The sequence below is a fragment of the Pseudomonas sp. TWR3-1-1 genome (genome assembly GCF_049896545.1).
Classification (GTDB): Bacteria; Pseudomonadota; Gammaproteobacteria; order Pseudomonadales; family Pseudomonadaceae; genus Aquipseudomonas; species Aquipseudomonas weihenstephanensis.
Genome location: NZ_JAFCUO010000008.1, coordinates 180076 through 195234, shown reverse-complemented (window position 1 = coordinate 195234; position 15159 = coordinate 180076). Strand labels below are relative to the sequence as shown.

The 15159-nt window shown below is 53.3% G+C and carries 12 protein-coding genes and 1 tRNA gene; 4 read left to right on the top strand and 9 right to left on the bottom strand.

Annotated elements, in window-relative coordinates; all coding sequences use genetic code 11:
* Positions 1-474: 474 nt before the first annotated feature.
* The gene (locus tag ACP7A4_RS17830) at positions 475-1233 is read left to right on the top strand and encodes a hypothetical protein (protein WP_426247883.1); all 759 of its coding nucleotides are present in this window, start codon (positions 475-477) and stop codon (positions 1231-1233) included.
* A gap of 504 nt (positions 1234-1737) precedes the next feature.
* On the opposite strand, the gene ACP7A4_RS17825 is transcribed toward ACP7A4_RS17830, so the two are convergent.
* From ACP7A4_RS17825 to ACP7A4_RS17790, 8 genes are all read right to left on the bottom strand, one after another.
* A complete protein-coding gene (locus tag ACP7A4_RS17825; RefSeq protein ID WP_426247882.1) occupies positions 1738-2577 on the bottom strand; it encodes a chromosome segregation protein SMC in 840 nt (279 codons plus the stop codon).
* A gap of 92 nt (positions 2578-2669) precedes the next feature.
* Positions 2670-5552 carry a DUF927 domain-containing protein gene (locus ACP7A4_RS17820; RefSeq protein WP_426247881.1) on the bottom strand — a complete coding sequence of 961 codons (2883 nt, stop codon included), beginning with the start codon at positions 5550-5552 and terminating at the stop codon, positions 2670-2672.
* The gene (locus ACP7A4_RS17815; RefSeq protein ID WP_055102046.1) at positions 5549-5833 is read right to left on the bottom strand and encodes a hypothetical protein; all 285 of its coding nucleotides are present in this window, start codon (positions 5831-5833) and stop codon (positions 5549-5551) included. Before ACP7A4_RS17815 ends, ACP7A4_RS17820 begins: the two co-directional genes overlap by 4 nt.
* Before the next feature lie 530 nt (positions 5834-6363).
* Entirely contained in the window at positions 6364-6663 is a 300-nt protein-coding gene (locus tag ACP7A4_RS17810) for a hypothetical protein (protein ID WP_426247880.1), read from the bottom strand.
* A 2-nt stretch (positions 6664-6665) separates the two neighbouring features.
* A complete protein-coding gene (locus ACP7A4_RS17805; RefSeq protein WP_097191333.1) occupies positions 6666-6932 on the bottom strand; it encodes a helix-turn-helix transcriptional regulator in 267 nt (88 codons plus the stop codon).
* An 81-nt stretch (positions 6933-7013) separates the two neighbouring features.
* Complete coding sequence (locus ACP7A4_RS17800; protein WP_426247879.1) at positions 7014-7934, bottom strand: hypothetical protein; 921 nt, start codon at positions 7932-7934, stop codon at positions 7014-7016.
* Positions 7935-8179: 245 nt separating this feature from the next.
* Positions 8180-9421: a tyrosine-type recombinase/integrase gene (locus ACP7A4_RS17795; protein ID WP_426247878.1), complete on the bottom strand. Its 1242-nt coding sequence runs from the start codon at positions 9419-9421 to the stop codon at positions 8180-8182.
* A gap of 167 nt (positions 9422-9588) precedes the next feature.
* A tRNA-Met gene (locus tag ACP7A4_RS17790) sits at positions 9589-9665 on the bottom strand.
* A 173-nt stretch (positions 9666-9838) separates the two neighbouring features.
* Here ACP7A4_RS17790 and ACP7A4_RS17785 point away from each other — a divergent pair.
* A complete protein-coding gene (locus ACP7A4_RS17785) occupies positions 9839-11056 on the top strand; it encodes an MFS transporter (RefSeq protein ID WP_059762409.1) in 1218 nt (405 codons plus the stop codon).
* Between the two features lie 80 nt (positions 11057-11136).
* On the opposite strand, the gene ACP7A4_RS17780 is transcribed toward ACP7A4_RS17785, so the two are convergent.
* Positions 11137-11676: an RNA polymerase sigma factor gene (locus ACP7A4_RS17780; RefSeq protein ID WP_059762410.1), complete on the bottom strand. Its 540-nt coding sequence runs from the start codon at positions 11674-11676 to the stop codon at positions 11137-11139.
* Between the two features lie 251 nt (positions 11677-11927).
* Here ACP7A4_RS17780 and sctW point away from each other — a divergent pair, with 251 nt between their 5' ends.
* Both sctW and sctV read left to right on the top strand, forming a co-directional pair.
* On the top strand, positions 11928-13055 hold the full coding sequence (gene sctW, locus ACP7A4_RS17775; protein ID WP_338101721.1) for a type III secretion system gatekeeper subunit SctW: 1128 nt from the start codon (positions 11928-11930) through the stop codon (positions 13053-13055).
* Positions 13052-15145 (top strand): type III secretion system export apparatus subunit SctV, encoded by a 2094-nt coding sequence (gene sctV / locus ACP7A4_RS17770; protein ID WP_426247877.1) that lies wholly within the window; start codon positions 13052-13054, stop codon positions 15143-15145. The genes sctW and sctV overlap by 4 nt, the downstream gene beginning before the upstream one ends.
* The last annotated feature ends 14 nt before the right edge of the window (positions 15146-15159 follow it).

The window sequence follows — 15159 nt, the reverse complement described above, 5'->3', positions numbered from 1 at the left end:
TAAACTGACAGCTAATGGATTTTTTAGCGAACGACGGACGAGTGAAACTCTAAACCTTACAGTTTTTAGACAGTTACGTCGTTTTCACGCCTCTAGCAGGAAATGGCATGGCGTCCCGATGAGCTTAGAGTCGCGGATCTTTGCAATTAAAGGGCACCCACTCTAAACCAAGGTTACTCACATTTCGCCATTTTGGAGTGTACATTATGGGACGATTGTCGGTCTGCCCAAAGACAGCAATCGGCGCAACACCGCTCGGTCGTTCTCATCTATAAATCTGCCCCCTTTTCAATAACAACCTGACTAGGGGGAGCAGTAGATCGAGAGCACATTGCTTGCGCTCAAAGCCGTCAGCGGTACCGGCTTGTCGAAGCTGTTCAAGGAAGAGTACATCTAAACCCTGCAGCAAGGGAAAGCCGGCCACTGACCGGCTAATTTGTTAGCATTGCAGTTCCACAAAAAGGAGGTAAAGCAGTGAGCGAGCAAGCGGACTGGGAAGTGATGCTCAGCGGGAATCCTCAGGTGCTTCGACACATCAGTGAGCAACCATTTCCACAAGACTATATTCGCGTTTGGGGAGGGATTGATCATTGGAACGATTGCTTAAGCGACCACTTCAGCTTCAACTCGATCTATTTCAACGGGCTGACCGAAAACGAGGTCTGGCTCGTAGCATATGAGTTAATTAGTCTGCTCAATGGTGCTTCAGAGCTTTTCGAACGAAACTATCAAAAACACACGATCCACGCTATTGCATTGAAAGAAGTAAGGCTAAATCACAGGGAAAGAGTGCAGATATCCGGCCTATTGAAAAGGCCTAGAGCGCTGAACCCAATGGTATCGCAGAAGCAACTAATTAATGGCCTGAAAACTTCCACTGCAGTCGGCTTGACGATTTTGGCAACTGAAAACGAAGACGTTTATCTTCTGCTCAAGTTTCTTGATTTGAACGACGGATGGGTTGGGTATTACAAGCTCCTTGATACCATAAAAACACTTGAGAAGAAGAAAGGTATTAAGGCAGTCAGGGTTGCCGCTCAAGAAACCAAGTTCAGGAATACAGCCAATAATTATGAGCTATCAGGATTTGATGGTCGGCACGGATTTCTTGACAATGCAAATGCAAATACAGCCAAGATCATGACTCTTGATGAAGGGCATAAGTTTATCACAGGTGTTGTTAAGTCCTACTTGGAGCTGGCTTATCCAAAACTTTTTAAGTTTAGCGAATAGATCCGACCCATTTGGCGGAATTTATTTATGCGCTGTTCTGTGGTTGAAACAGAAAGTGGGACAGATTTATTCACTAGAATCACTGGCCGCTCCTGGCCGATAGAGGCCAGGAGCGGAGGTCTTCAATCGGTCAAATACGTAGTTTCGAAATAGATTATGGAAGTGTGAATATTCTCGGTGAAGGGTTATAGGGCTGTTGGTAGAAATTTTAAGCTCGGGCTATGACGGCAGCCTTGTGTGCTTCCGCAATAGCATTAACCCCGTTTATCCAGCTGCTGTTCTATGACGCTAATTTCTGCATTAATTGCTGTAATCGTCATAGCCTCTATTTTTGTAGTCTTTCCTGTCCTTGGTTTTACGAGGTTTATTAGTCCGTTTAGATGTGTTTTCCTGGCTTTCAAGGATTCCGAATAACTGATTTTGCTTTGTGTGGCAGTGTTCATGGTCGAGCCTCTTGGATGACCGAAACGGCCTTGCTTCTAGGCCGTTTCAGGGATATCTGTGCTACATAGCGAGTACGTCTTCGAAGCTATGCTGATGAGAGCGTTCTGAAAGTTCGCTCCACCCCCAGCTCCAAAAGTTCTCCCCCTGTTCAGGAATGTTCAGCTTGAACAGTGACACAGGGTCTCGATCGATAAGTCGTCGAGCGGCCCATAGCTTGCCGCCTACCTCGAGCAGAGCGACTGCAGCAGCATTCCACTTCTCTTCAAGAACTATATTTGCCAAGCGTGACGCTTGATCTTCAATGCCTGCGCGCGTTTGCTGTGCTTCTGAGATATGCCGATCAATAGTGACGATTTCTTGCTCCAGCGCAGTAATAATCAGCTGTTGCCGACGCTGATGCTCAGCGGCAGAGGTGAGATGTTTCGCAGCTTTTTGAGCGTCGTCATTAGCCTTTTTCTCACCCTCCACATCGCCCCAAGCGACTGCCTGTGCATAAGCTGTAGCGGCCTCTGTCTCTGCCTGCCGCGCTTTTGCCATATCTTCATGCGCTTGCTGACGGACCTGCTCAAGGCGCGTGTTGATGCTGTTACGTTTTTGGTTTAGCTCTTCTTCGTCAGCCTTCCATGTAGCGATGGCTTCGACATAGCCAGCCATCAGGCTCTGGTGATTGGCCAGTGTTTCTCTGCGATGGATCTTCTTATCGAGCGTCTCGATGTCCCGCTCACGGTAGCCGACCTCTCTTTTTTTATCGGTGATTTTGTAGCGCAAGTTGTCTTCCAAACTTTGCATCACGTCATAGTCTTCGAGTGCTGCCGCATAGGGGACTAGTTCCCGCTCAAGTGCTTCCTTCTCGAGAATTGTTTGTTCGCGACGGTCTTTCAGCTCTTGGATCTCGTTCATTTGTTCTATCTCAATGTAATTTGATTTGGGGTTGGCTGAATGGCTGGCGAGGCCGGGAATGAGCCGGCATTACCTCGATCAATGGGTAACCGTCAGGCAGCCCTGGCCTCGCTCTCATCCGTCCCCGGAATCGTCTTTACTATGTAGCAGCGTTGTGGCCCTAGCCCGGGAAGGCGGACGAGACTTGAAGCCTTTCCGTCGCTTCCCGGCTCGAGCACTCCACGACGCAGCAGCTCCTTGTTCACGGCATTGATGTTCATGCCTTTAAATACTTCGGAGCGCCACGCCTCGGGCAGCACGTAGTAGGTGTTGGTGGTATGCAGCTCGTCGCCCATGCCATGCTCCAACGATTTACGAAAGCCCAGCCGGTCGATGGTGCGCGGACCGTGCTCGTCAATCTTGGCGGCGGCAGACTCCCAGCGAGTGAAGCGGCTTTCACCAAAGCGCTCGATGACTTGGCGTAGGCGAGCAACGATCGCGTCACCTTCAAAGTTACCGGCGCCGCCGCGTTCATTCAGCCACGCGTTGAGGCAGACACGGGCAGCCGTGGTTGCCGTGCCGTCTGGCCAACCAGTTATGCCCAGTGCGGTAGCGAGCTCACCAGCTGCAGCCGCAAGGCCAAAGCGTAGGGCTGCACGATGTGCCTGACCGCTAGCAGAGGCGGGCAGGGACTTAGCAATAAACCCTTCAAGGGTGCGGCGCAGGATGATCGCCCAACCGTGCATTTTGCCGGGCTCGCACAACGCTGATAGAAAGGCTGTGAGCGGTGTGCCGTAGTACTTGGCTACTCGGGCCTTGAGTGCGTCAGAAAGGGCGGCAGCGTCCTCGAACCCATTCAATACGTCGAACATGCCGAGCCCTTTACTGGCGTCTGCAGGCACCGCGAGCATGCGTACTTCCATGCCTGCCTTGAGCTCTTTGTTGGCTTCGGCCATGTGTTGTGCCAAGGTTTTCTCGCCGGTAGAGAGAAACAGCAAACGCCACTCTTGAACCTGTCGGCCAGCTTGGCCACGATCATTAGCACGTGCTTTGCCGGTGCCGTTGCCGAGCATGTACACGGTCTCGCCAATGATGCGCGGGTCGCACATACCGATTTCGTCGAGTACCAGGAGGCCGTCCGAGTGCGCGGCTGCTATGGACTCCAGTGCGTTATCGGTCGAGCGCCATGACCGCACCAAGCGTGGCCCGCCGTAGATCGAGGCAGCGACTTGCAGGTGGGTGGTTTTACCACCCGAGCTATCGCCGTAAAGGTGAAAGCCGCCTGACTCATGGCCAAGCATGTGCAGCAGTGGCCCGGCAAACGCAACGCTGGCCACAAATGCCAAGCGATGATTACCAACGCACAAGGCACCGATTTGCTCTTGCCATTGCTCCAGGGTGCCAGCCTCGCTGATAGGCGGCAGTTGGGCACCTGCTTCATAGAAGTGCAGGTGTTCAGTGTGGGAACCGACTTGTTGTTCTGGCAGTAGAAAGGCGCTGTCATGCCAGCCCAGTCGTGTGACCAAGCGGGCGCGCTGTGCGCTGTCGAAACCTTGGAAGTAGCTCTGCAAGTCATTGCGTGCATTGCGGCTGGAGCGCGTGCCAGCAAGTCGCAGCCCCATATCTACCAGCGGACCTAGAACGTCTTTTCCGAAGTCGCCGGTCATGGTGCGCGCCGGAATGTTCCAGCGTTTTTTTGCGCCGTCTGGGTCGTCAAACTCGACCAGTAAACCCCAGTTATGACCTTTGGCATCACGGGTGCGAGCGAGTATTTCCAGTGGTGAGCAAACAGGACGTGACTCGCCATCTTCACCGGAATAAAACACCCCTTCGTGAGTCAGGCGGAAGCCGCTGGGCAGTGTGTCAGTCTTAGGTTTAGCCGCACGCTTAGCCGGTGTTTTTACCTTGGGCTCTACAGTCGGTGCAGGCGTCGCAGCAAACAGTTCGCCAGCACGCTCCAGGTCGGCAATGTGGCTCGCCGTCCAGCCTTTGGCGAGTGCGTCCGCGGCATCGTCGCCTTGCTCCCACATGCCGCCTTTGGTGAAACCGGGCAAGCCATTTTTGAGGGTGGGTTTGCGTTTGAAGTTTTCCAGCTCAATTACGCGAACTGACTCGGCTCCGATTGCTTCCAGTTTTTTAGCAACGGCCTCCATGCAGGTTGTGCCGCTCGGGTCGTTATCGGGCCACAACACGACCGTGCGATTTTTGAGCGGGGACAGGTCAGCTTTGTGCCAGGCATTCGAGCCATTTGGCCAGCAGGTGGCCACGTAGGTTGGAAAGAGTTCGGCGGCTGCATCCGCAGCCTTTTCACCTTCGCACAGGACCACGGTTGCACCTGCTTGTAGGCTGAGCTCGTGCAGTCGAAGCAGTGGGCGAGGTTCGGCCAAGCCTTGCCAGCGCCATTGAGTAGTTTGGGTATCGGAGCTCTGGCACCACGTTAGCGGGGCGAAGACTTTCTTGGGCTTGCCGTCTTCGTCTGGGCCGAGGTCAAAGCGATAAAGCACCATAAGGGGCTGGCCCTGAGTATCGTGATAGATCCAGACTTTGGATGGCGCGTCGTGCTGCCGATGCTTGGCAGGGCACTTATTCATGGCCTCCGCTGGGATCGGTTGAATTGCTTTCCACTCAGGTGCTGGGCTTTTAGTCGGTGCTGGTTTTGATGGCGAATCCTCAGCGTTCAGCCGAAGCAGATCCGCAAGTTTGTTGCAGGCCTCTACGTCCGTGCCGCCATCCAGGTAGCGCACCAAATCAATCAGATCGCCACCTTTATCGCCGGTCGCAAAATCAGCCCAGGTGCCTTTGCTCAGATTGATTTTGAGTGAGCCTGCGCGCTTGTCGGTGCGGGTTGGATTGGGTGCTGTGTATTCCTTACCGCCGTCTACACGCTTGCCGTTGGGTAGCCATTGAGTGAGTACGCGATCAATGTTGCGCAGAGCTGCGGCTTTGACTTGGGCAAAAGTTGGGCGGCGTGAATTACCTTTTGGGGGAGTATTCATTTTGCACCCCCAGAGGAATCACTCTGGTTCGATGCCGTATCAGCATGCATGGCCAGCGTTCTGATTAAGCCAAGCGTGCCGCGAACATCCCAAAGCACGGACGCGATGATGTGGTTGGAGAGGCGAGGGGTGTCACCTTCAAAGTGATCTTCCAGTAGGGTCAGCACAGACGAGGCGCGATCAATGGCGCAGGTGATGGCGTCAATCGGGATACCGGCTTCGGCCTCTTTGCTGACGCACAGGAGGTCTTCGGGCAGGGCGAAGCTCAACAGGCTTTTCATCGAGCACCCCCTGCAGATTCGAGGGAGCGAGCTTTGGACATGTGAGCGTTGTAGCGGGCTAGACGTGTAGCGAGGCTGGAGTTTGCGTGTAAAGCGGCGAGAGCCATTGCTCGATGAGCAGCAGCGCGATTTTTGAACGGATTGAGGGCGTGCATGTGGCGTAGCTCCTTGATTTGGGAACTGCCACGACTCGCCGTCAAACGAATTAAGGTGGCAGCTGTACGCAGGTTGACGGACCGGGAATCAAGGAAACCGGCACACCCGAAGGTGTCCTGCGCACAGCCGCCATAAACAGGATGTGCGGGCACAAAAAAAGCGCCTGCAATCGTTATGGGGGCGCCTGTGCGCCTTGGATTCGTCGGGCCGTCAAACCCGGTCACTGAATTTGCAGTGACGCCAAGAGAATAACGTCCCGATTTCAAAAGTGCAACCGTGCTGAGGTCTTGCGTATTTTTTCGAAGCGGCATAGATTTAGCTGGCATGTAGATATACCTCAACGCCTCCGGATCGCTCCCGGGGGCGTTTTCGTTTCAGGCATGGATTTCGTGGCGCAGGTGCAGAATGGGGGTGATGCTTTCACTGACCATCTGGCGGGCTTCGCGGTAGGCGTATGACTTCTCGAGTTGATCAAGAGCAACTGCTCCGAACCATTCGGTATGAAGGATCAGTACGCACCAAACGCCGTCTGGCCAGCTCACTACGATCAATGCACGGCCCAGCGCTTCATGGCGTCGGCGTAGTCGTTCAAAACGAGCAATACGGGACGCAGAAAAGCCGATATTTCGCAGTACTCGATATGGTCTGATGATCGCTTTCTGAGGAAGGCCCATGTTTATGCGGCCTCATTGTCGCGGGCTGCGATGCGCGCACGTGTCCAGTTCTGAACTTCCCCCAATACCCAGGCGACAGGTGCTCCACGGGCATTGCTGTTGCTCAGCTTCACGGGAGTAGGGAAACGGCTTTCGGGTTGCTGCATCAGTTTGTAGATGGTAGGGCGAGCAAGACCTACGATGGCCATCACTTCAGTGATCCGGATTAAAGTTGTCGCCGGATCGCGTTGTGCAACTAGGTTGATTGTCGAAACACGTGAGTCGGACATAGTCGTGCCTGTAAGGTGAGAGACAGGCACAGGCTAGAGAGGGAGGAAAAAGCAAACACGGTTTGCTTTTTTTATTAGAGTTTAACGTGGCAGGAATCGACCTTTTTTAAGGTATTTTCTAACAGTGGGTGTAGATGCTATGTAGTCTTTTTCGACGAGCTCTTTCACCAGATCAGCCCCTGAAATCGTGGGGTTTGCAGCAATACGGCGTTTAGCCGACTGGCTTACTCTTGCGAAAAGCTCTGTAGCTGTCTGCTGCTTCTCTGATTCAGGTTTGCTGTTGGCTTTGCCCGCCGATGAGGCTCTTTGATAAGCCTTGGCAGAAAATGCGTTGCTGAGAGCTTTGTGTAAAAAACTTGAAACATTGTATGTACCTTTCAAAACGTCAATGTTCTCAATTTGTTTGTACAGGTCAGCCAGCATGTACGCCCTATGAGCATCGCCCATCAATACACGAAAGGTTTCGCGTGCTTCAATTTCCACGTCCCTGTTATTAAGGCGCTCTGCCTGGGCTAATTCTGCGTATTTTTTTGGATCTGTCGCGTGCAGATGGACTATGAGATCTTCGTCTAAATCATAGAGGTCGACTTCACTAGCAAAAAGCCAGTTGGCAAGAACCTCTACAGCTTGAACGGCTTGGACCAATGCGTATGTGGCCACCAGCTGGGAGTCGGTAGCGTTTCTGTCCACGCTGTAGAACTGCTTCATGACATCCGGTAGGGATGCGGCATCGGCATACCCTGCATGCTCATCTATTGCGTCACGAAGACGAAAAATAGTCGCTATCACTGATCCGGCGCATTCAGAGTAGCTGAGCTCCTCGAGCCAAAATGAGGTGGCATAGTTAATGAGATCAAAGGCTTCTGTGAAGTGCTCACGAAAATGGGGGAACAATGCTAGTTCCTTTACAGCTTGCTCTATTTCGTCTTGCTCCCACAGCAGGCTGCTGACGTCGTAGCCAGCAATCTCCAAGACGCCAATTGGCATGTTTTCATCATCCATTCACGTTGCCCCTCGCCCCAGCAGTAGGGTGATGATTCTGCGTTTCATACTCTGGATTTCCTCTGCCTGCAGCGCCGAGGTCGGATGTTTTTGTGTTACACAACTCAGCCCCGTTACACCAATACCTAGCGAGCAATTTGGTTGTGTTACATGCCGTAAGCCCTTTGGTTTCAGTGGTTTGATGGTGTCTGTTACACGAGTAACACGCGTAACACTGGTTTTTAGTGGGGGCTGGGTTGCCGTGTTCAATTTGCCTTTCCAAAGTGCCCCTGTACGACATTACCTTGCTCAAGGCGATCCAGATGGTCGGCGTACCACTGCATCATCGTTGTGCGCTGTGTCAGGTACTGAGCCTTGTTGTAGATCCCGCGCACACCGGGTGCCTTGTGGCTAAGTTGGGCCTCAATATGGTCTGCATCAAACTCGTGTTCGTTCAGGATGGTACTGGCGATATGACGGAAGCCGTGGCCGGTCTGGCGGCCTTCATAGCCCAGGCGACGCAAAGCCATCAGAAACACGGTATCGCTACGGGGTTTAGTACGGTCGCTTCTGCCGGGGAAGAGCAGTGGGTAGGCGTCTGTCAGAGGGCGCAGCTCGTTTAGTATCTCAACAGCTTGGCGGCTGAGTGGAACCAAGTGCTCAAGCCCTTTCTTGCGACCTTTACGTTCTACCGGGATTGTCCACAGCTTCTTGTCGAAGTCGAACTCCTCCCAGCGGGCTTCGCGCAGCTCGCTAGGGCGCACGGCCAGCAGGGTCAGCAGGCGTAACCCAAGTTGAACATCTTTGGCGTGGGGGTAGGAGCGGATAGCGCGGAGCAGGGCGGGCAGTTCTTCAAGGCTGACGTGGGCATAGTTCTCGGCCTTGGCTGTGGAAAGGAACTTATGCACACCTTCGAGCGGGTTGTTAACGGCGCGACCTGTTACGCGAGCAAGGTCATACACATCTTTGCAGTAGGCCCGCACCCGGCTCATCTGTTCCAGAATGCCCTGTTGCTCCATCCCGCGTAGCAACCCCATCCACTCCATTGAAAGGATGCTGGTGTACAGGCGCTTGCCGAAAGCGGGGAATACATGGCGTTCCAGAGCGCCCATGACTCGTTTGGCAGTGCCTGCATCCCATGACTTGATTCGGGACGCGTGCCATTCACGGGCCATTGCCTCGAAGGTGCTGTTGTTGGCTTCAAGTTCGGCAGCTTGGCGGGCTTGTTTCGTAACGATAGGGTTCTTGCCCTCTGCGGCGTCACTGCGCAGTTCGGCGGCCTTCAGTCGTGCCAGCGCACCACTTACCTCTGGATAACCCCCGAGCCCCATCCAGCTCCATTTGCCCGCCGGAGTTTTGTAGCGTAATTGCCAAGACTTCTGACCATCAGGCTTAACACGGAAATACAAGCCATTACCGTCCTGTTCCCGGTACTCCTTCGTGTCGGGTTCCAGGTTGGCCAAAGCAGTGTCAGACAAGGGACGTCTTTTGATCTCTGAACGCTTCATTGACTTGTATCCCTTCGGTTCGATTATTAACGAAGGATACACAGGGGGATACACGGAGGGAAGGTATAGGGGGAGACAAGGAGAAACCCACAGATACAAGAAAGCCCGCACTAGGCGGGCTTCTTGTACTGTTTATAGACTCATGGAGACATCTGTAAACAAGCGTTTGGTGGCTACACAGGGACTTGAACCCCGGACCCCAGCATTATGAATGCTATGCTCTAACCAACTGAGCTATGTAGCCAATGGCGCGCATTATTCCCTCGAGTGGGGCATGTGTCAAGCAAATATCTTAAAAAATTTGCTGTTCTATCAACCGCTTAAGGTTTTCCAGCGTTTGAATGGAAATATGTTGTAAAAAAGTGGCACATTGACGCCCCCCGCAAGTGCGCATTCACCTGATGTACGGAAACGCTTATGGCCCTTAGCAACGCTCAAACAAAAACTACGACAGCCTCGCCACCCGCTCAAACCAGCCCGTTAGTGCTGCGCATCATCGGCGCAGTCGCATTGGCGCATCTGATCAACGATTTGATTCAAGCCGTTCTGCCTTCGATCTATCCGATGCTCAAGGCTAAATATGACCTGACCTTCACTCAGATCGGCCTGATTACCCTGACCTTCCAAATGACCGCGTCGCTGTTGCAGCCGTGGGTGGGGTATTACACGGATCGACACCCCAACCCGTTGCTGCTGCCTGCGGGCATGGTGTGCACACTGGTCGGGATTTTGATGCTGTCTCAGGTGGGCAGTTTTCCTTTGATTCTGCTGGCCGCGGCATTGGTGGGCATCGGTTCGTCGACCTTTCACCCGGAGGCTTCCAGAGTGGCGCGGCTGGCTTCAGGCGGGCGCTATGGTTTTGCGCAGTCCACTTTCCAGGTCGGTGGCAATGCGGGTTCTGCGTTCGGGCCGTTGTTGGCCGCCGCGATCATCATTCCGTTCGGGCAGGGCAATGTCGCCTGGTTTGGCTTGTTTGCGCTGTTCGCGGTCGGATTGTTGTATGCCATCAGCCGCTGGTATCGCAGCCACTTGAACCTGTTCAAGCTCAAGGCCGGACAAAAGGCGACCCACGGGTTATCGAAACAACGGGTATTGGCGGCACTCGTCGTGCTGGGGCTGTTGGTGTTCTCCAAATACTTCTACATGGCCAGCCTGACCAGTTACTACACGTTCTTCCTGATTGAGAAGTTCGGGGTGTCGATCGCCAGCTCGCAAATGTATTTGTTTTTGTTCTTGGGCGCAGTGGCGGCGGGCACCTTCTTTGGCGGGCCAATCGGTGACCGTATCGGACGCAAGGCGGTGATCTGGTTCTCGATTCTGGGCGTGGCGCCGTTCACCTTGCTGCTGCCGTATGCCGATCTGTTCTGGACCAGTGTGCTGAGTGTGGTCATCGGTTTTATTCTGGCCTCGGCGTTCTCGGCCATTGTGGTGTATGCCCAAGAGCTGGTGCCGGGCAACGTGGGCATGATCGCAGGTATTTTCTTCGGCCTGATGTTTGGCTTTGGAGGGATTGGTGCCGCGCTGCTCGGGCATTTGGCTGATATTCATGGCATCGAGTACGTATACACCTTGTGCTCGTATCTGCCGCTGTTGGGTGTACTGGCTATTTTCTTGCCACGCTCGCAAAAAGCGTGAGGCCATTGCCTGACTCACAACCACGGGACTTGGCAGAACAGTCCCGTGGTGAGTCAGTACCTTCACGCCGGTAATCGTCTTTAACGGTGGGTGGCTATCTTGAGTTGTTCTCTCGCTCGAGAGATGCGTGAGCGAACCGTGCCGATGGGGATTTCAAGGGCGAGCGCGGTGTCTCGGTAATTACCGCCGGTTTCCAGAGAGGCATAGAGCGTATTGCGCATCTCTTTGGGCAGGTGGTCAATGGCAATCAGGGTGCGCTCAAGGCGTTGCTTGATCTCGAACTGCCCGCCCAAGTCTTGAGCGTTATCCATGTCCGTACACAGCGCTTCATCAAATTCGCAATGAATGGGTTTTGCGTAAAGGCGGCGAAAGTGATTGCGGATCAAGTTTTGTGCAATCCCGCACACCCACGTGCTGATAGTTGCCTGGCCACTGTATCGGTCTTTACCGCGCCATGCTTCAAGGCAGGTTAATTGAAAGATGTCGTCTGCATCTTCGGGGTTCAATACACGTTTGTGGATAAATGCCTTCAATTTTCGTTGCAGCTCGGGTGATATGTCCAACACGTTCTGCGGCGCGTCCACAGGTCGGGTGAGTGAAGCATCTTTACGCTGATTCATTATTCATCCTCAGGATAAGCGGCCTCGAAATAATTTCGAGGAAGACCTCCTAAGCACTGCGTGTGCCAATCTTTTGAAGTGATTTATCAAGTTGATTTATATATGTTTTTATAAATGGCACGGTTATTTTTGTGCCGCTATTTGCATAATCATGCGTACGCGTGCGCCAACTTTTTCAATTTAAAAAATAGGCACATTAATAAGGAACTGTTCACGCGTACTTGGCCACACAGAAGATCGAAACTTCTCTGATGGGCGATTACGCTATGAAAGTTGACGTGCGACATGACCCCTCGCGAGCAGTGAGCTCTTTGCTCGCTGCGACAAACGTTCGACCGCCGGTACCTCAGGCCACTCAGCAAAGTTCTGCCGAAGAGGTCGGCATGCTGTTTAGTCAAAAGACCGAGAGCAGCAGCAAAGAAATGGCGCAGCGAACGTTGCGTGCCTCGGGGGCCGAGATTCGAGTGCGCAGAATTCAGGGCATCGAGCAACTCATGGCTTTGTACGAGCAGTTGGGCCATGCCGGTCAGGCCAACTTGAGCCAGGTAGCCAGACAGGTCCGTCAGGAGATGTCGTCCAGGTCTAGCCTGGACAATCTGATGGAACTGACCGGAGGTGATCCGGCCCGGACCAGTGTAGTGCTGAGTTACGTAACTGCATGGGCACAATCAGAAGGTCATGACGCTGATGTTGCGTTGTCGCACAGCTATCAGGATCAGCTGCACACGCAGCACGCAGGGCCTGTTCAAGCGGGGATGAACATTGCGCGTGGGCTGAGCACTATCAGTGATGATGCTTCTTTGCGCCAGGCAGTTCGCACGCTGTATTACGCCAATGTGGTAAGGCGCCAGTCACCGGCGATCATCATGCAGGCACTGCTGGGAATGTTTGGGGACAAAGGGTTCAGCGTAGGGTTAAAAATGATGAGTCGGGCACTGGCTGACGACATGGCAGCGCAACGCCCATCGTTGCCGACCAACAAGTTAAGGGCCGTTATGTTGGGTCTGCAAAGTTGCAGGCAATTAGGCAGTGTATTGAACAGTTGTCGCCGATTTATTGAGCAAATGCCCAGGCACGAAAAATCAATCGAACAGGCTGCGGTTTCGCTGTTACAACGTTTGCTGGGGTATGCCAGCGAGGGCATTGACCTGCGCGAGAGCCAATCGTTGGGTCGTGATTTGGGCGCAACCAGCCCTGACAGTCATTTGCTCATGCTCAATCGTGTCTACCCACTGATTCAGCGTCTTCCGTTGGGCATATGGTGTGATCAGCGAAACCGCCAGGATACGTTGCGTTTTCTGATGGGCTTGATGGATGAGCAGACTCAGTCCGAAGGACTTGTACCACAGGCATTCGGGTACTCGAGCATCGTTAAATGACGTGGGCTGGCACCTTCAATAAAGTGCTCTCCAAAGTCTCCGGGGGAGGGGAAGTCCTGGGGGCGATGGTCGTGCTCGGCATTGTCTTTATTTTTATTGTCCCGCTTCCCACCTGGCTGATTGATATTCTGATTGCGGTCAATATTTGTATTTCTTGTTTGTTAATTGTGCTCGCGTTCTATTTACCGAACCCGTTGGCTTTTTCCTCCTTTCCCTCGATGTTGCTGTTAACCACTATGTTTCGCCTGGCGCTGTCGATTGCGACCACGCGCCTGATCTTGTTGGAACAAGACGCGGGCGACATTGTGGAAGCGTTTGGTAACTTTGTAGTGGGGGGGAACCTTGCCGTTGGGTTGGTGATTTTTTTGATTATCACGCTGGTGAACTTTCTGGTGATTACTAAAGGATCGGAGCGAGTCGCTGAAGTGGCAGCGCGTTTCAGTCTGGATGCGATGCCGGGTAAGCAGATGTCCATCGACAGCGATTTGAGAGGCGGTTTAATAGACGGTAAACAGGCTCGCTATAAACGCGAACAACTGTCGCGCGAAAGTCAGTTGTTTGGTGCGATGGATGGCGCCATGAAGTTTGTTAAAGGCGATGCGGTTGCCGGACTGATTATTGTGGTTATCAATATATTGGGTGGTTTTTCCACCGGGATGATTCAACACGGGATGAGCGCTGGGGACGCCATTACGCTGTATTCGGTATTAACTATTGGTGATGGCTTGATTGCGCAGATCCCGGCGCTGCTGATTGCATTGACCGCAGGCATGATCATCACCCGTGTTGCGCCTGATGATGACTCAGAAAGAGCAAACATTGGTACGCAAATAGGGCAGCAGATCACCAGTGAGCCCAAGAGCTGGATGATCGCTTCGGCTGGCATGCTGGCCTTTGCCGCACTCCCGGGTATGCCGACCCTGGTGTTCATTTTTATTGCACTGAACACCTTTGCGCTGGGTTTTTACCTGTGGTTTCGCGGCACTAAAGGTGAGTCAGTCGAGTCTGCGTCTGTGCCCCAGACCACCCCTGAGTTGAATGGGGATGAGGACCTGCGCAGTTTTACACCCACGCGCCCCTATGTGCTGCAATTTTCAGCTCTGCAGCAGGACGATCAGCGCGCTCTTCAGCTGATTCATTCCATCCGCCAGGCTCGAAACAGCATTGTCACTGCAATCGGTTTAACCCTCCCTCCCTTTGAGATCGAATACAGCGCCTCGCTGGCCGATGATGAGTTTCGCTTTTGTGTGCACGAAGTACCGATGATCAAGGCGACTTTCTCGCCGTTGATCGCACTGATGCGCGGTCGCTATCTGGACCAATGCCCTGAGGCTCCACGAGGCAGTGAAGAGCGGGATGAGCAGGAGTGGTTATGGCTGCAACCGCAAGATCCGTTCTTGGCTGGTGAAGAGATCGAACCGTTCACTGCACACGACTTGATCGTCGTGCGCATGCAGCGGGCCATGATGATCAGTGGGCCGCAGTTTCTGGGTATTCAAGAATGTAAATCCATCCTCTCCTGGCTAGAGCAGAGTCAGCCAGAGTTGGTTCAAGAGTTGCAGCGCATCATGCCGCTCTCACGTTTTTCTGCCGTACTGCAACGCTTGGCCAGTGAAGGTGTACCACTGCGAGCTGTGCGCCTGATTATCGAAGCGTTGAATGAGTATGGGCAGCATGAGCGTGAGGTCAATGCGCTTGCGGACTACGCGCGGATTGCTCTGAAGTCGCAGATTTATCATCAGTACAGTGAAAGCGACGGGCTGCATGCCTGGCTGTTTTCATCCAACGCCGAAAACATTTTTCGGGAAGCGCTGCGCCAGACTCAAACCGGTGTGTTTCTGGCCCTGGAAAGCGGTCCCAGTGCACAGCTGATCAACTTGCTCAAAGAGGCATTTTTACCCTATCAGCGTGAGCAAAGGGTGCTGTTGGTTGCCCATGATTTACGCAGCCCCATACGGACTTTGTTGTTCGATGAGTTTAACCATGTACCTGTTTTGTCCTTTGCTGAGTTGATGGGCACGGCAAAGGTAAAAGTATTGGGTCGTCTTGATTTTGAAGGCGACAGTGACGAACACGAGGCGGATTTTTGAACGTTCTAACGTAC